Source organism: Prolixibacter sp. NT017, assembly GCF_009617875.1.
In the GTDB taxonomy this organism is placed as follows: domain Bacteria; phylum Bacteroidota; class Bacteroidia; order Bacteroidales; family Prolixibacteraceae; genus Prolixibacter.
The window spans coordinates 2856882-2873789 of the sequence record NZ_BLAV01000001.1 but is presented as its reverse complement, the minus strand read 5'-3'; the positions used below and the strand labels follow the sequence as shown (position 1 = coordinate 2873789).

14 protein-coding genes are annotated in these 16908 nt (G+C 48.0%); 9 read left to right on the top strand and 5 right to left on the bottom strand.

The window, feature by feature from the left end; translation table 11 throughout:
- The gene (gene eno / locus GJU87_RS11810) at positions 1-1281 is read left to right on the top strand and encodes a phosphopyruvate hydratase (RefSeq protein WP_153639710.1); all 1281 of its coding nucleotides are present in this window, start codon (positions 1-3) and stop codon (positions 1279-1281) included.
- Between the two features lie 135 nt (positions 1282-1416).
- Here eno and GJU87_RS11805 read toward each other — a convergent pair whose 3' ends face one another.
- Both GJU87_RS11805 and GJU87_RS11800 read right to left on the bottom strand, forming a co-directional pair.
- The gene (locus GJU87_RS11805; RefSeq protein ID WP_153639709.1) at positions 1417-2055 is read right to left on the bottom strand and encodes a MarC family protein; all 639 of its coding nucleotides are present in this window, start codon (positions 2053-2055) and stop codon (positions 1417-1419) included.
- 214 nt (positions 2056-2269) lie between these two features.
- Positions 2270-3472: a formylglycine-generating enzyme family protein gene (locus tag GJU87_RS11800; RefSeq protein WP_153639708.1), complete on the bottom strand. Its 1203-nt coding sequence runs from the start codon at positions 3470-3472 to the stop codon at positions 2270-2272.
- A 277-nt stretch (positions 3473-3749) separates the two neighbouring features.
- Here GJU87_RS11800 and GJU87_RS11795 point away from each other — a divergent pair, with 277 nt between their 5' ends.
- Positions 3750-4463, top strand: a complete 714-nt coding sequence (locus GJU87_RS11795; protein ID WP_228491970.1) for a trans-aconitate 2-methyltransferase — start codon at positions 3750-3752, stop codon at positions 4461-4463.
- A gap of 20 nt (positions 4464-4483) precedes the next feature.
- Here GJU87_RS11795 and GJU87_RS11790 read toward each other — a convergent pair whose 3' ends face one another.
- The 3 genes from GJU87_RS11790 to GJU87_RS11780 form a co-directional block, all read right to left on the bottom strand.
- Positions 4484-5206 (bottom strand): MBL fold metallo-hydrolase, encoded by a 723-nt coding sequence (locus GJU87_RS11790; protein WP_153639707.1) that lies wholly within the window; start codon positions 5204-5206, stop codon positions 4484-4486.
- Positions 5207-5299: 93 nt separating this feature from the next.
- Complete coding sequence (locus GJU87_RS11785; protein WP_153639706.1) at positions 5300-5878, bottom strand: pentapeptide repeat-containing protein; 579 nt, start codon at positions 5876-5878, stop codon at positions 5300-5302.
- Between the two features lie 202 nt (positions 5879-6080).
- Positions 6081-6956 carry a sugar phosphate isomerase/epimerase gene (locus GJU87_RS11780; protein ID WP_228491969.1) on the bottom strand — a complete coding sequence of 292 codons (876 nt, stop codon included), beginning with the start codon at positions 6954-6956 and terminating at the stop codon, positions 6081-6083.
- A gap of 254 nt (positions 6957-7210) precedes the next feature.
- Between GJU87_RS11780 and GJU87_RS11775 the strand changes: the two genes are divergently transcribed.
- From GJU87_RS11775 to GJU87_RS11745, 7 genes are all read left to right on the top strand, one after another.
- Entirely contained in the window at positions 7211-7843 is a 633-nt protein-coding gene (locus GJU87_RS11775; RefSeq protein ID WP_153639705.1) for a TetR/AcrR family transcriptional regulator, read from the top strand.
- 33 nt (positions 7844-7876) lie between these two features.
- Complete coding sequence (locus GJU87_RS11770) at positions 7877-9178, top strand: TolC family protein (protein ID WP_153639704.1); 1302 nt, start codon at positions 7877-7879, stop codon at positions 9176-9178.
- 22 nt (positions 9179-9200) lie between these two features.
- A complete protein-coding gene (locus GJU87_RS11765) occupies positions 9201-10256 on the top strand; it encodes an efflux RND transporter periplasmic adaptor subunit (RefSeq protein WP_194831519.1) in 1056 nt (351 codons plus the stop codon).
- A 42-nt stretch (positions 10257-10298) separates the two neighbouring features.
- Complete coding sequence (locus GJU87_RS11760; protein ID WP_153639702.1) at positions 10299-13418, top strand: efflux RND transporter permease subunit; 3120 nt, start codon at positions 10299-10301, stop codon at positions 13416-13418.
- Positions 13419-13566: 148 nt separating this feature from the next.
- Positions 13567-13860 carry a PG0541 family transporter-associated protein gene (locus GJU87_RS11755; protein ID WP_153639701.1) on the top strand — a complete coding sequence of 98 codons (294 nt, stop codon included), beginning with the start codon at positions 13567-13569 and terminating at the stop codon, positions 13858-13860.
- Between the two features lie 277 nt (positions 13861-14137).
- Positions 14138-14542 carry a thioredoxin gene (trxA, locus tag GJU87_RS21605; protein ID WP_308788943.1) on the top strand — a complete coding sequence of 135 codons (405 nt, stop codon included), beginning with the start codon at positions 14138-14140 and terminating at the stop codon, positions 14540-14542.
- Between the two features lie 163 nt (positions 14543-14705).
- Complete coding sequence (locus GJU87_RS11745) at positions 14706-16700, top strand: monovalent cation:proton antiporter family protein (protein ID WP_153639700.1); 1995 nt, start codon at positions 14706-14708, stop codon at positions 16698-16700.
- Positions 16701-16908: the final 208 nt, after the last annotated feature.

The following is a 16908-nucleotide window of genomic DNA, read 5'->3' as shown; positions in this document are numbered from 1 at the left end:
ATGAAGATTGCTAAGCTAAGAGCAATGGAAATCCTCGATTCGCGGGGAAACCCGACTGTTGAAGTCGATTTGAAACTGGAAGACGGAACAACCGGACGGGCGATGGTGCCCAGCGGTGCTTCCACCGGCGAGCGTGAAGCTTTCGAAATGCGCGACGGCGACCCGAAACGCTACGGCGGGAAAGGGGTATTGAAAGCCGTTGAGAATGTGAACACCATTATCGCGAATAAAACGGTTGGCCGTTGTTTCGGCAGCCAGCGCGAACTCGACCTGCTGCTCCTCGAGCTGGACGGAACGGCGAACAAATCGAACCTGGGAGCGAACGGCATCCTCGGAGTGTCGATGGCCTTTGCCCGCGCCATGGCTACCGCGACCAACACGCCGCTCTACCGTTACCTGGGTGGCAGCAACGCCTACCTGATGCCCGTTCCGTGTATGAACGTCATCAACGGTGGCCGCCACGCCGACAACAATGTCGATTTCCAGGAATTCATGATTGCGCCGCACGGCGCTACTTCCTTCCGGGAATCCATCCGGATGGGCGCCGAAGTGTTTCATGCACTGAAAGAGGTGCTGAAGAAGAAAGGATACAGCACCGGCGTGGGCGATGAAGGTGGATTTGCTCCCGATTTGAAATCCAACGAAGAAGCGGTGGAAGTCATCCTCGAGGGAATCACGAAAGCCGGCTACCAGCCCGGCGACGACGTGAGCATCTGCCTCGACCCGGCGTCGAGCGAGTTGTGGGAAGATGGTAAATACCGCCTCTTCAAAAGCACCAACGAGCTTATCACGAGCGACGACATGGTGAAACAGTGGGACAGCTGGGCACACCAGTATCCGATTGTGTTACTGGAAGACGGCCTGGCTGAGAACGACTGGGAAGGCTGGAAGAATCTCACCCAAACACTGGGCAGCCGCATCGAGCTGGTGGGAGATGACCTCTTCTGTACAAACAAAGCTATCCTGGCGGAAGGCATTGAGAAGGAAGTGGCGAACTCCATCCTCATCAAGCTGAACCAGATTGGTACGGTAACCGAAACGCTCGAAACAATTGAGTTGGCGTACAAAAACGGCTACAATGCATTTGTATCGCACCGCAGCGGCGAAACCGTCGACACGTTTATTGCCGATCTGACCGTTGCCGTGAATGCCGGTCACCTGAAAACGGGCAGCGGCTGCCGTGGCGAACGCATCGAGAAGTTCAACCAGTTGATGCGCATTGAGGAAGAACTGGTCAGCTGTGCTGCCTTTGCGGGCAAGAGTGCGTTCAAAAATGCGTAGCCGGATTCAATAAGAAAGTGATTAGTAACCATCGATATACCTAATCCCAACGAACGCTGACGATCCCCTGAGGACTGGCCAACAGTCTCTTCAGGGGATTTTTCGTTTTCCGCAGGAGCGGGATAAGTCAGCATTTTATTTGATCATGTCCTGAACAATGGGTTTCAGTCCGCTGAAGAAGAATTCCACGGCAATCACCATCACGATAAGTCCCATCAGGCGCATCAGCACCTTGTTGCCGGTTTCGCCCAGCTTTTTCGATATTGTCGCTCCGCTAATCAAAATGAGGTAAGTGATTCCCAGTATCACAGCAATCGATGCGACAAGCAGGAGTTTTTTCATGAAGGTGTTGGCATCTTCCATCAATACGATGCTGTTGGTGATGGCTCCCGGTCCGCAAATCATCGGAATCGCCAGCGGAGTAATGGAAATATCATTTACATAGGCGTTTATTTCCGCCTCTTTTTCACTTAACTTAATCTTGCCGAGCCGTGCCTGTAACATGTCTTGTCCCATCAGGAAGAAGATAATCCCTCCGACAATCCGGAAACTATTCACGGAAATACCGAAGAACCGGAAGAGTAGCTGCCCCGAAAAAGCAAACAGGAGCGTGGTAGCAAATGCAACAATGACCGCTTTTCGGGCGGTTTTTCGTCTTTTAGCTTCATCAAGTTCCGATGTCATCGATATGAAGATGGGCATCGTTCCCAACGGGTTAAAGAGGGTGAAGAACGAAGTCAGGGCCAGCAGGCCGAAGGAATAGGCTTCCTGCATGAATTCTGGTTTTAGGTATTAAGTAATCGGGGAGGAAGATACATATTCGAACGACAATATTCAATAATACCGGTTTCCCGGATGGTATTGTCGATAAAAGGATGTTAGCCGGAAAGGTAGCAAGAAAAAACCGGAGACATGTCAAAGACATACTCTCCGGCTCGGCAGGCCTGATGCTCGTTACAGGCCTGTTTCCGGTGTTTCGTACCTTTCCCTAGGGGGATTGGGTACCAGGTGATTTGATGCACCGGAATCCGATGTGGTTGGTACTGGAACTAATCTCTCCTTTTCCGCGGGTACCCACCATATATCGTGTACAATATTGATTCGTGCAAAGAAATGAACCGCCCCGCTGCACCCGTTTCTGCAAACCGGGCTCGTTCGGGTCGTCCGAGGTGTCCGGCCCCTGCGGATTGTTCGTTATATCGTTGGTCATCGCCAGTTGGCGGTAATAATCGGCGCGGTACCAGTCGTGGCACCATTCCCACACATTGCCCGCCATGTCGTACAGCCCGTAACCGTTCGCCGGATACTGCGCTACCGGTGCAATACCGGCGTACCCGTCGGCTGCATCGTCGGATTCGGGGAAATGTCCTTCGAAAATGTTGGCCATCCATTTGCCGTTGGGCGTCAATTGGTCGCCCCATACATACGGTTTCCCGGACAATCCCCCGCGGGCGGCAAATTCCCATTCCGCTTCCGTGGGCAGTCGCTTACCGGCCCATTTCGCGTAAGCTTCCGCATCGGCATAGGTCACATGCACCACCGGATAGTTGTCTTCTCCCTTGATATCGCTTCCGGGACCGAAAGGATGTTTCCAGTTGGCACCGGGAACGAACCGCCACCACTGGCGATAATCACTTAACTGCACTTGCTGTTGCGGAGGGAAGAAGACAATTGATCCAGCTACGAGTTGATCGGCCGGAACACCGGGTAAATCTTCCGGCGTCGGTTTCTTTTCGGCTGTGGTAACGTAACCCGTCGCTTCAACGAATTTGCGGAATTCGGCATTGGTAACCTCCGTTTGGTCCATCCAGAAGCCATCCACGTAAACGCGGTGAACTGGACGCGCATCATTCATGGGCTCTTGTCCGCCATCCTGTAACGTGGTTGGATCGGTCGCACCCATCGAGAACGTTCCGCCGGGAACCCACACCATTCCATCGGGAGCTGTTCCGGGCGGAGTCGTCGGATTGCTGATGGTCGGTGCAAAACCTTTCGCAATCGATGCCTGGGCCGATTTGCCTACCGGAATTAAATTCTTCTGTTTGACTGTTTCCTGCGGATTCTTGTCGGTAACCCAATAACTGATCACACCGAGAATCAGGATAGGCAACAGGAGCAATACCACCTTCCCCGGGTTACTCTGATTGATTTTCAGCGGATTATTTTTATTTGCTATTTGGTCTCTGTCCATGTCTTTTTGTCAATGGTAAGGGTGCCTTCCGGTACCCCTGCCGATCAACAGCAAACCGGTGAGTTGGTTCAAGCATGACGAAAAGATGTCAGGCTGAGTTTGGTTATTCGGCCAGGTATGGTAAAGGTCGACTGCCGGATTATACGGGATAACCCGTTTCAGGATTCAAAAAAACGATGTAAATAAAACATAAGTTTATTCCTGTGGATATATAGAGTGGTTATGAATTGACCTTGTTGATTATTCACAGATAGATAAATTTTTAACTTTAAGGAATGTGATAGAAAAATGCTTGATTTCCGGAAAGATGACCGGAAGAAGTTTCAGGAATACCACCCTTACTACAAATCAATCAGGAGACATGGAAACACTCGAACGAAAAGCGCACTGGAACCACATCTATCAGGAGAAGACTACCGACGAGGTGAGCTGGTACCAATCGGTGCCGGTTACATCACTCGATTTCGTCCGGCAGTTTAATCTGCCGTTCAATGCAAAGATCATCGACATTGGGGGAGGCGACAGTTTCTTCGTTGATCATTTGCTGAGACTTGGTTACACTGACATTACCGTTCTCGACATTTCGGCGAAAGCCATCGAAAAAGCCAGACAACGACTGGGAGCTGATGCCGGTAAAGTCAAGTGGATTGAAGCGGATGCGGCTTGTTTTCAGCCCATGGAGAAATACGACTTCTGGCACGACCGGGCTGCCTTTCACTTCCTGACTGAGGAGAAGGAAATCAACAACTACCTGAGCTGCGTTCAATCAAATATTACACCGGGAGGTTACCTCGTTATCGGAACCTTCTCCGAACAAGGGCCCGACCATTGCAGCGGCATCGAAGTGGAACAGTATTCCGAAGAGAAGATGAGCGATCGGTTGAAAAACTTCTTCCGGAAAATCCGTTGCATCACCGTCGACCACATGACGCCGTCGCACAGCATTCAGAATTTTATCTTCTGCAGCTTTAGCCGGTTGGAAAATATTTGAACGGAACAGGTTGCGAATAGCTATTCCAATTTCCTCACCCGAACATCGATGGACGCGCCTTTTAGCAGCTTCACGAGCTTTTGCGGATCGGTTTGCCCGAAGTGATAGGGGTAAAGAATCTTTGGCATAAAGCTGCGGGCAGCCTCAGCCGCTTGTTCCGGCGTCATCGTATAGGGCAGGTTCATCGGAAGGAAAGCGATATCGATATTTTTCAGGTTCTTCATTTCGGGAATATTCTCCGTATCGCCGGCAATGTAAATACGTTTGCCTCCCATGGTCAGCACATAGCCGTTACCGTCCCCTTTCGGGTGAAAGGGTTGTCCGTTGGAGCGTTTGTGCACCAGGTTATAGGCCGGTACCGCTTCCACATGAATGCCATCGGCTGTTATACTTTGCCCATTAGAAAGAACGGTCTCGTCAGGTACTTTCCCTTCACAACTTTTGCTGACAACGACCTGTGTATTTTCTTTCCGGAGTTGCGCAATGGTGGCCGGATCGAGATGATCACCGTGCTCGTGCGTAACTAAAATCAGGTCGGCTTTCGGAAGCTTCGAATAATCGGCTTCGCGGCTAACCGGGTCAATGTGTATAACCTTCCCGTCCCACATCATCATCAGGGTTCCGTGCCCGATGAATGTAATGGCGAGGTTTCCTTTATCGGTTTGAAATGTATCGGTCTTGAATGTCTTGGCGGCCGGTTGTCCCTGGAACAAAAGGGCCAGCATAATGAGGATATGTGACATGGTTTAGTCTTTTATAGATGTAACAATCCACAAGTTACAAAAAAGAAGCTAACCAGTTAAATTTGATTTTCAGTCAGAAAAGATGCCGTCTTATCAATCGACCAGAATCTGCAGGGGCGACAGAAACGACAGTACTTCCGGTGTAGAGAAGCGGGCATTGGTCATGCGGTTCTCCCACGGATTAAAGCGATAGTTTTTGGCTCCGCGAAAATCGGCTTCCGTCAGGTCGCATTGCCGGAAGAAGGTTCCGGTCAGGTCGGTTTCCCTGAATTTAGCCTTTTTCAAAATAGTTTCCACAAACTCGCACTCATCGATACGGCACCTTTCGAAAGACGTTTCTTCGAGGGAAAGGCCGGTAAAGTTGCACATCTCCAGCTCGGAATCGTTGAAAGTCATATCAAGCCTCACGCGGCTTATCATGGTGAAATCGATACCGATTAAACGACAGCCGTCGAAAATAACGCCTTCGAGATTGGACTGCTGAAAACGGCTGCTGCTCAGGTCGCAGTTTTCGAACCGGCAATTCAGAAATACAGTGCGGGTAAAATCGCACGACGAAAAATTACAGTTCTCGAAGAGACAGTCTTCAAATTCCTCGAAACGAAAAGTTTGATTGGAGAAATCTTCGTCCCGGAAAATCACGCTCACGTGAGGGGCGGTAGCTGACTTCATTATGGTTTGATTTTTTGGTTTACTCTGTCCGATGAAGATAGGAAATTCGGGTCAGAAATCAGTCGAACATGTTGTACAGCTATTCCGCGCCAGCACTTCGGAACAGCTTTTATTTTTCCCGGTAGGTGATAATCAGAAACAAGCAAGAATGAAGGGAGACCCGGCATGCGAATCTCCCCTCAGGATGTAGTTCATAAACAACCTATTTCACATACGGTGCATTGTTGAGGAAGTTGAGACTCTTCTCCACGCTTTTCAGCGGATCGTAATTATATTCTTCCACTTCCACCACAATGTATTTCATTCCGGCCGTTTGGGCGTCAGCAAAAATGGGTTTGAAATCCATCACGCTGTCATCGCCGCCCAACTCGGTTTTGTCTTTCACGTGCCAGATCAGGAATCGTCCGGGATACTGGTTGAAGTAGTCCACCGGGTTTTTACCCCCTTCGGTAATCCAGTACAGGTCCATTTCGAAGAAGACCTTGGCCGGATCGGTGTGCTGGAGCATGTAGTCGTAAATGATTTGCCCGTCGATGTCCTTGAATTCGGCGTCGTGGTTGTGGTAACCGAAGCGGATGCCGGCCGCGTTACACTTTTCTCCAACTGCATTAAAGTAATCACAATAGCGCTGTACGCCTTCAATGCTTTCGTAACCGACGTTATCCATAAACGGCTGAACGATATATTTCACGCCGGCCGCTTTGTGTGCCGCAATACACTGGTCCCACCAGGCCATTACTTCGTCCCAGTTTGTTGAATCGGGTACTGCTTGTCCGGTGTGCGACGAAAGGAAATCCATGCCGTTGGCTTTTACAAGGTCGGCAAATGCAGTGGGCTCCATGCCGTAGAATTTTCCATCGGCATAGCCGGCAGCCTCGATAAACTTGTAACCGATTTTGCCAACTGCTTCGATGGTGCCCTTAACGTCATCTTTCATGTGGTCGCGAACAGACCAGAGCTGAAGGCCGATGTATTTTTCCTGTTTCTTTTGGGTTTGCTTGCAGGAAGAAAGGCCGGATAGCAGGAATACCAGTAGCAGCAGTCCCACTGATTTGATCAAGTGAGTGTTTAGTTTCATAACAGATTAGGTAAATGATTAGTTAATTGGTTGAGCATGCTACGCTTAACCCTTACAAAATTAGCAGCATATTTAAATTATGAAAATAACCGGGCACTTTTCTTTGTGAAAACAACAATAAGATTTGTGAAGCAACCACTATACATAAGTGAAAACTAGAAAAACCAATATAGTTTTCAATTTAATGATTAGATCACATTGAGAAAACTAAATAAACCGTAATAGTTTTCAATATTTGCAGAAAATCGGAAAAGATGAATGTACGTGAACGAATCATGATGGGAGCGATGGAGTTGTTTGCCAGGGATGGCATCCGGAGTGTGACGATGGATGCGATTGCTACCGAGTTAGGCATTTCCAAGCGAACCATTTATGAGAATTTCAAGGATAAAACAGAATTACTGAGAGAAGGCATCATTGCGGGAGGAGAGGTTCATGGAAAAACGTTGAACGAAATCGTGAATAACTCCCCAAATGTGATTGATGCACTGTATCGGATTGGAAAAGAGAATCACCAGGTGATGCAGAAAATCAATCCGCGATTCTTCAGTGATTTAAAGAAGCATTATCCTGAAATCCTGGCATTGGTCACACGTGACTACACAGCGAAGTCGAGAAAGTTCATGCTGAAGTTATTCAGGCAGGGCGCTGAAGAAGGTGTTTTTGAAAAGAACATCAACATGGACATTGTAGCTTCGGTCTGGATGCAGCTGGTCGATTTGGCCCAGAACACCCAGGAGAACGACGTGATTAGTGATTCCTGGTCGGTAAAAGAGTGGCACTTCCATTTGTTTATGCCCTATCTCAGGGGAATCAGTACCGACAAAGGCCGGAAACTAATCGACCAGTACCTGGAAAGTTTTGAAGGAGTCCTCAAGAATAAATAATCAGAAATATATAGAGTGTAAAATAGATAGTGTATGAGAAAAGTAGTGTTGATTGCGACTTTCCTGATTGCTGGTCTGACGACGGCATTTGCACTTCCGCCGGAAGAATTGCAGCTTACGCTGAAACAGGCACAGGATCACGCGTTGGATTACAACAAGCAGGTGAAGAATGCCAGTCTTGATGTAGACGCGGCACAGAAGAAAGTGTGGGAATCCATTGCATCGGGCTTGCCACAGATTGATGCCAAGGCTGACTATTCGAATTATTTGGGAGCCTCGATGACCATTCAGTTTGATCCGAACAGCCCGCCTACAAAAATCCCGTTTGCAACTACTTCTAACGTATCGGCAACGGTTTCGCAGTTGCTTTTTAGCGGAAGTTATCTCGTAGGTCTGCAAACGGCGAAAATTTACAAGTCGTTGTCGGAAACCAATTACCGGAAGTCGAAACAGGACATCAAAGAGCAGGTGGCCAATAGCTATTACCTGATTCTGGTTAGTGAGCAAACGCGCGATATCTTAAAGAAGAACCTTGAGAACATGCGCAGCACATTAGCCAAGACTAAGCAGATGGAAAAAGTAGGGATGGCGGAATCGACCGATGTTGATCAACTATCCGTTTCTGTTTCTACTCTGGAAAATGGCGTTCGTTCGGCAGACCGGCAGGTAGAAATGGCTTACAACATGCTTCGGTTTCAGTTGGGAGTTCCGGGTGATGAAAAAATTCAACTGACGCAAACGCTTGACGGAATCATTGACCGCATCAATTTCACGGCACTGATGGATAGCTCGATGTCGGTTCAGAGGAATCTGGATTACCAGTTGATGGAAACGCAGGTCGAATTGTCGAAGAAGCAACTGGCGCTACAGAAGTCGGCTTACCTGCCGACACTGAGCAGTTACTACAGTCATACCGAGAAGATTTTGAAACCGAACTTCGATGCATCGCCGAAAGATGTCATCGGTTTGAACCTGAGTATCCCGATTTTTTCCAGCGGACTCCGAAAATCGAAAGTGAGTCAGGCGAACATTAGCCTGGAACAGACCGAAAACCAGAAGGACTTACTGGAAGACCAGCTGAAGATTCAGGAAAAACAGTTGCGGTTTAACCTGCATAATGCGCTCGATAAGTATAACAGCCAGAAGCAGAATGTGAAAGTTGCTCTTCGTGTCAACCGGAATTTCGATTTGAAATATGAGCATGGCGTTGCATCGAGTCTGGAGCGTTTGCAGGCCAATGATAATTATTTACAGGCTGAGAACAATTTTGTGGGAGCCACCATGGAGTTGCTTCAGGCATATGTAGCCTGGGAAAAGTTGTTGAATGATCTATAAAATAAATCCTAAACAGATAATCATGAATTTCAGAATAAAACTAATCATGTTGTTGGCCGCTACTACACTTTTTGCCGCCGGATGCGGAAATAAAGGCAGTGAGAAGGCCGGCGACGTGAAGCAGGATAGCGTGAAAGTGCGGCCGGTAAAGGTCATGTCTCTCGAGCCGCAGCAAGTTAGCCGTACCATTAACCAGACAGCTTCGTTTGTGGCCTACCACGAAAACTACCTGACCTCTGCCAGTCCGGGCCGGATTGAGAAGATATATGTGGAAGTGGGTGATCATGTGAAAGCTGGTCAACTGCTGGTGCAAATGGATCGCACACAGTTGAAGCAGGCCGAATTGCAACTCGAGAACCTGAAGACCGATTTTGGTCGTCTCGACACATTGCAGAAGACGGGTACGGTAACTCAGCAAAGTTACGACCAGCTGGCGACACAGTACCGCGTAGCCAAAGAGAACGTGCAGTTCCTGAAACAAAATACGGAACTCAGGGCACCGCTCAGCGGAGTGATTACCAACAAGTACTTTGAAGACGGCGAGATGTATTCCGGTTCACCGAACACGTCGGTTGGCAAGGCAGCCATTGTGACGCTGATGCAGCTCAATCCACTAAAAGCTATTATCAATGTTACGGAAAAGGATTTTCCCCGCATTCGCAAAGGAATGAAAGTGGATGTGACGGTGGATGTTTATCCCGGTAAGGTTTTCGAAGGAAGAGTTTTCCGCATTCATCCGGCTATTGACCCGGCATCGAGAACGTTTACGGTAGAAATTACGGTTCCGAATCCTGGAGAGAAAATTCGTCCCGGAATGTATGGCAAAGTGTCTATTCATGTGGGAACTGATGTGGCCAAACTGGTACCGGCCATTGCTGTATTGAAGCAGGAAGGAACCAACCAACGCTACCTCTTCAAATATGTGAACGGCAAAGCAAAGCGTGTTGATGTTCAGATTGGTGAGCGTTTCGATGCCGACATGGAAGTGCTCTCGAACGAGTTGAAGACCGGAGACCAGATTATTACGGTAGGACAGGCGAACCTGGTGGATGGCAACGAAGTCAAAGTTGTAAAGTGATCCCGTTTGCCTGAATCAGAAATCAATTAAAAAGCAACAACAATGAGTATATATAAAAGTGCGGTGAAGCGCCCCATCACGACGTTGATGATTTTCATGGCCATTATTGTCATGGGAATCTACTCGGTGGTGCACTTACCCGTGGATTTATATCCGGAAATTGAGTTTCCTGCCATCACGGTGATGACCACTTATCCGGGAGCCAGTGCTTCAGATATCGAGACGAACGTTTCGAAGGTGATTGAAGATGGGATGAACTCGGTGGACCGGCTGAAAGATATTTCGTCGGTATCATACGAGAACCTTTCGGTAGTAACGCTTGAGTTTCAGTATGAAACGAACCTGGACGAAGCATCTAATAACATACGCGACGCTCTCGACCTGATCGAGAAGCAGTTGCCCGATGGTTGTGAAAAGCCGGTTATTTTCAAGTTTAATTCCAGTATGATGCCGGTGCTTTTTTACGCAGTGAACGCGAAAGAGAGTTATCCGGGATTGGAGAAAATACTGGATGAGAAAATCATTAACCCGCTCAACCGGGTCGATGGAATCGGTTCGGTTGGTTTGGCCGGCCAGCCCAACCGGGTCATTTATGTCAACGTGGATCCGAGTAGGTTAGATGCCTATCACATGACCATCGGTCAGATTGGTAATGTTATCCGGGCGGAAAACCAGAATACGCCTTCCGGTAACGTGAAAATGGGGAAAATGGACTACCAGCTTCGCGTGGAAGGTGAGTTTACCGATAGTCGTCAGTTGAACAACATCATTGTGGGCACCAGCGACGGTCATCCGGTTTACCTGCGCGATGTGGCTACCGTGAAAGATACCCTGAAGGATACAGGGCTTCACGAACGCATCAACGGACAACGGGGACTCCGGATGTTCGTCATGAAGCAGTCGGGAGCCAACACGGTGAAAGTCGCGAGGGAAGTCAAGAAACACTTGGCGGAACTGGAGAAAACACTTCCTCCGGACGTGAAGATTGAAACCATTTTCGACTCGTCCGACTTTATCAAGGATTCGGTTTCGAACCTTTCGCAAACGCTGATGTTCGCGCTCCTCTTTGTGGTGTTGGTGGTGCTGGCCTTTTTGGGACGTTGGCGGGCAACATTTATTGTCGCGCTCACCATTCCCATATCGCTGATTGTCGCGTTTATCTATCTCTACATTTCGGGGAACTCCATCAACGTCATCTCACTTTCGTCGCTTTCCATTGCGATTGGTATGGTGGTGGATGATGCCATCGTGGTCCTGGAAAATATATCTACGCACATCGAGCGAAAGAGCAGCCCGCGGGAGGCATCTATCTACGCAACCAACGAGGTGTGGCTGTCGGTTATCGTTACCACACTGGTGATTGTGGCCGTATTCTTCCCGCTGACATTAGTTTCGGGAATGACTGGCGTGATGTTCCGCCAGCTGGGATGGATTGTCACCATCACGGTAGTTACATCAACAGTGGCCGCCATTACACTGACGCCGATGTTGAGTTCGAAATTGCTGAAGCTGCAGCCGAAGAAAGAGAAGCCGTCCCGTTTCAGTTACGACAATACATTCCTCCGTGCGCTCAACGCTTTGGATCGGGGTTATGAAAAAGCCATCAAGTGGAGTTTGCACCATAAGAAAGTGATACTTCTGGGAGCTTTGACCATCTTTCTGGCTTCGATGTACCTGGCGAAAAACCTGGGAACCGACTTCATGCCACAGACCGATGAGAGCCGGATTCAGTTGAAAATCGAACTGCAGTCGGGAACACGGGTAGAGGTGACCGATAAGATAGCTCGTGAAGTGGAAGGGATTGTTCACAAGAAGGCTCCGGAAGTGAAGTTGATCAGTACCTCTACCGGTTCTGATGATTCCGGTGGTTTCATCTCCATGTTCAATCAAACCGGGTCGAACATCATTAACATGATGATGGCGCTCGATAAACCCAGCCAGCGGAATCGCAGCGTCTGGGAAGTTGCAGCGGCGCTCCGTAAACAGCTGGATGAAATTCCGGAAGTGGAAAACTATTCATTCACATTTACCAGTGGGATGGAGGCTTCCAATACGGTGGACGTCTACATCTACGGTTACGACTTCAATACAACTTCGCACCTGGCGAATGAAATTGCCAGCGGGATAAAAGAAATCAAAGGTGCATCCGATGTGCAAATCAGTCGTGACAAAGAGAAGCCTGAACTGAAAGTGGTTCTCGACCGCGATAAGCTGGCTTTGCATGGCTTGAGCACCGCTTCGGTTTCAGCGATGATTCGGAACCGGGTAGAAGGATTGACGGCTACCGAGTATCGTGAACAGGGCGATGAGTACGACGTGATTGTACGTTATTCGCCGAAGTATCGCAGCTCGATTACTGATCTGGAAAATATTTCCATCATGACGCCGGCTGGTAAATACATTAAGCTGAAGGAGATTGGTAAAGTAGAAGAGTACTGGTCGCCGCCGAACATCGAGCACCGTCAGCGCGAGCGCGTGGTGAAAGTTTCGGTTACGCCGTACAAAACATCGCTGGGCCAGTTGGCCGGACAAATACAGCAGAAGATCGATAAGCTGGATGTTCCTACCGGAATTATGATTGATGTAGGTGGGGCGTACGAAGATCAGCAGGAATCATTTACCGATTTGGGACTGCTTCTGCTGCTCAGTTTGGTTCTGGTATTCCTGGTGATGGCATCTCAGTTCGAGTCATTCAAAATGCCGTTCATTATCATGTTCTCCATTCCGTTCTCCTTTGCGGGAGTAGTGCTGGCATTGCTAATTACCGGAACTGATTTGAATCTGGTAGCGGCGCTCGGAGCGGTTCTGCTGGTTGGTATTGTGGTGAAAAACGCCATCGTGCTGGTCGACTACACCAACCTGATGCGTGACCGCGATATGGAATTGTATGATGCCATCCGGGTAGCTGGTAAATCGCGTCTGCGTCCGGTATTGATGACTGCCCTGACGACCATTTTGGGGATGTTGCCAATGGCTATCAGCGGCGGTGAAGGTGCGGAAATATGGCGCCCCATGGGTATCTCGGTTATCGGAGGTTTGGTCTTCTCGACCTTCATTACCATGATTATTGTGCCGGTACTTTATGCCGTGGTTTCCAAAAAAGGAGAACGGGATAAGAAAACCGCGTTAAGAAAGAAATTCATTTTCATGGATAAAAAATAATTCGCTGTAAGTAACAGTGAGTTTGTCCAACGATTCATATGGTTAACCTTTATCCGGGAAGATGAAAGCTGAGTAGTTGCAGTATTTGTCTTCCCGGTTTAACCGGAAAAATGAGTGTTTTGAAGGAACAAATTAAAAAACATACGAAGTGAAAGCAGTATTTATCGTTTATAATCAGGCCAATACCGAACGGGTGGAGTACATGCTCGACCGCCTGGAAATCAGGGGATACACGCAGTGGGCTGACGTTCGGGGACGAGGCTCGGTGTCGGGACCTCCTCATTTGGGAACGCACACCTGGCCCGAAATGAATTCGGCGGTCATGACGGTTGTTCCCGACGAAAAGGTGGAACAGCTGTTGGAAAAAGTAAAAAGCATGGATGCCATCAATGAAGAGGTGGGCGTTCGGGCTTTTGTCTGGAATATTACAGAGTCAGTTTAGGTATAGATTTAGATAACAGAAATCGACCGGGTACAGTGGAGAGTATAAATGGGCATTTATTTTGACTTCACTTGCCCGGTTTTGTTGTTTGTACAGGCTAAAAACTTCAGTTTCCCACGACTTAATAAATCTTTCATATATAAAAATATAGATGTTTTTATATATGTATTATATTTGTGGGAATTTAGTGATAATCCCAGCGGCGGCGAAGCTGTTATTATCAGTAGTTTACTGAAGGAATGCAACAGCGTCGCTGTCGATAGAAAGATGTGGTAAAATGATGTTACTTTACATTGGTGGAGGTATTGCTGTATTGTTTATTGCCTATTTGATTTATGGCTTTAAAAAGATGAAAAATCTGGAGAATGTACCTCCCAGCAGCAAGATTAAAATTCTGAACAATAAAAATTTCAAGACAGTGGTCCGGAAAGGCACTGTGTTGGTTGACTTTTGGGCTCCCTGGTGTGGTCCCTGTAAAATGATTGCGCCTACGCTGAACGAAATCGCTGAGGAAAATAACAGTTTCACCATTGCCAAGGTGAATGTGGATCAGCAGCAGCAACTGGCTCAGAAATACAATATCCGCAACATCCCAACGATGATTGTTTTCAAGGATGGAAAAGAGTACAAGCGCATCACCGGGGTGAAATCCAAAAAAGCCATCTTGTCAGAAATTGCCTGATCGAGCATTTCCCGGTCAATGGCTAAACAAAGGGACTGTTTCCGTTTTTCGGACAGTCCCTTTGTTCTCTTCTGCTCAGCGCAGAAATCTTGTCTCCCATAACGTTCATCTCGCGGGAATGCAGTAAATTGAATATACAAGCCGGTTTTAACGATAGCGGGTTATGGATATTTCAATTCTGAAAGACATACTCATCATTTTTACACTTTCCACGGTGGTGAATTTCATCTTCACGAAAATTCGTGTGCCAACCATAATCGGCTATTTGCTCACCGGCGTGCTGGCTGGACCTCATCTCTTTTCGCTCATCTCGTCTGTTCATGAAATCGAACTGATGGCAGAAATCGGCATTGTTTTGCTGATGTTCACCATTGGCATGGAATTCTCGCTGAAGCATTTGCTGCGCATTCGCCGGATTGTGTTTGTCGGAGGATTTCTACAGTTACTGGTCACTTCCGGCGTTACCATGTTGGTGGCGATGGCTTTCCAACTGTCGTGGGGGGCCTCCCTTTTTGTTGGTTTCCTGGTTGCCCTGAGTAGTACAGCTGTCGTTCTGAAAGTTTTGCAGGAACGTTCGGAGTTATCGTCAAACTACGGCCGGACGGTACTTGGTATTTTGATTTTTCAGGACATCATTCTTGTCCCGTTGCTGCTTTTTACACCTCTGCTATCCGGAATGAGAACGGATGTTGGCTCCGATGTTTTGTTGTTGCTGGTTAAGGCGGTTCTCATTATCGCATTGGTTTATCTGGGCAACAAATGGCTGATGCCGAAATTGCTACATGCCGTAGCAATGACACGCAACCAGGAGCTGTTCCTGATGAGTATCCTGCTTATCTGTCTGTCGGTTGCACTCTTCTCATCCTGGCTGGGATTGTCTTTGGCATTTGGCGCCTTTTTGGGGGGATTGATGGTGTCGGAATCCGAATACAGCCACCAGGCATTTGGCAACCTGATTCCATTTAAAGACATGTTCACCAGCTTCTTTTTCGTCTCCATTGGCATGCTCCTCGACCTGCACTTTGTAGTGAATCATTATGTGGTTGTTATACTGACGGTTTTGCTGGTGCTGATTTTGAAATTCACAGTGGCCGGTTTTACAGCATTTCTGCTGGGGCACACGTTCCGGGGAGTTATCATGGTAGGAGTAGCACTGAGTCAGGTGGGAGAGTTCTCGTTTATTCTGGCAAAGGAAGGAGTCGATTATGGAATTCTTTCTCCTTATTATTATCAACTGTTTTTGGCAGTTGCCGTAGTCACGATGTCGCTGTCACCGTTTACGCTTCAAATGGCTCATCCGGTAGGCGAGTGGTTGCTGAAGTGGCCAATTCCCCGTTTTCTGGTGGATGGACTTTTCCCGCTTCCGCAGATGGAAATTCCCCATTTGAAGAATCATATGATCGTTATCGGGAAAGATTCACGAGCGCTGAGTTTGTCGAGGATGGCTAGTCATATGAAACTACCATACGTGGCCATCGTTTTCGATCCGGCTGTCGCCCGCCAGCGACAATTGATTGGTGAAACGGTGATTTACGGAGATGCCGTGAATGAGCCCATTTTGCGAAAAGCACATATCGATACGGCCGATTTAATTGTTATTTCCATTGGCGATGTGATTACGGCCATGGCGGTTATCGATAAAGTCCGGCAACTGAACGCGCACGCTAAGATTTTGGTGCGTACCCGCTATGTCGATGATTTGGAGGAATTGTATCACCTGGGCGCAGATCAGGTCATTCCGGAGGAGTTTGAAACGGCTATAGAACTTTTCCAGCGGGTTCTGAAGCACTACCTCATTCCGGACAACGAGATAAGAAGTACCGTCGCCCAGATTCGCGATGACCATTATGGCATCTTTCGTGAAAAAGCTGAAGTGTTTGTACCCAAGCAGCACGATATTTTGAATGAGATTCCCAACCTCGAGATCATTGCATTGAAGGTAGAACCGATCTCTCCGCTTATCGGTCAATCCCTGGCAGAAGTGCAGTTTCGCCGCACATTTGGTGTGACTTTGCTGGCGCTAAAGAGAGGCGAAGAATTGCACGAACATCCGCCGGCCAATATTACCTTCCTGGAAGGAGACATCGCTTATGTTCTCGGAAAACCAGAACAGATTGCCCGGGCCATTGAGTTGTTTGCTCACGCAGGGGCAGAATAGCGGATTTTATGCTCTTAAAACACATACTGGTAGGTACTGGTCGGTAAAAATTTGACGATTAAATGATTCATAAGTGATATAAAAGTGTAAATTTGAGATTTTGGCACACTGAGGGGACGAAAGCCGGAATCATGAAAAGTGTGCTTTCTGGTTATATATTAATGGTTTATGTTGACAGCGGTGACGTTCACCAACTGTGTGCAAATTA

Coding starts and splice junctions, on each gene's coding strand:
- GJU87_RS11805 (WP_153639709.1), bottom strand. CDS start 2,055: ATGCAGGAAGCCTATTCCTTCGGCCTGCTGGCCCTGACTTCGTTCTTC.
- eno (WP_153639710.1), top strand. CDS start 1: ATGAAGATTGCTAAGCTAAGAGCAATGGAAATCCTCGATTCGCGGGGA.
- GJU87_RS11745 (WP_153639700.1), top strand. CDS start 14,706: ATGGATATTTCAATTCTGAAAGACATACTCATCATTTTTACACTTTCC.
- GJU87_RS11785 (WP_153639706.1), bottom strand. CDS start 5,878: ATGAAGTCAGCTACCGCCCCTCACGTGAGCGTGATTTTCCGGGACGAA.
- GJU87_RS11760 (WP_153639702.1), top strand. CDS start 10,299: ATGAGTATATATAAAAGTGCGGTGAAGCGCCCCATCACGACGTTGATG.
- GJU87_RS11775 (WP_153639705.1), top strand. CDS start 7,211: ATGAATGTACGTGAACGAATCATGATGGGAGCGATGGAGTTGTTTGCC.
- GJU87_RS11780 (WP_228491969.1), bottom strand. CDS start 6,956: ATGAAACTAAACACTCACTTGATCAAATCAGTGGGACTGCTGCTACTG.
- GJU87_RS11800 (WP_153639708.1), bottom strand. CDS start 3,472: ATGGACAGAGACCAAATAGCAAATAAAAATAATCCGCTGAAAATCAAT.
- GJU87_RS11770 (WP_153639704.1), top strand. CDS start 7,877: ATGAGAAAAGTAGTGTTGATTGCGACTTTCCTGATTGCTGGTCTGACG.
- trxA (WP_308788943.1), top strand. CDS start 14,138: ATGATGTTACTTTACATTGGTGGAGGTATTGCTGTATTGTTTATTGCC.
- GJU87_RS11790 (WP_153639707.1), bottom strand. CDS start 5,206: ATGTCACATATCCTCATTATGCTGGCCCTTTTGTTCCAGGGACAACCG.
- GJU87_RS11765 (WP_194831519.1), top strand. CDS start 9,201: ATGAATTTCAGAATAAAACTAATCATGTTGTTGGCCGCTACTACACTT.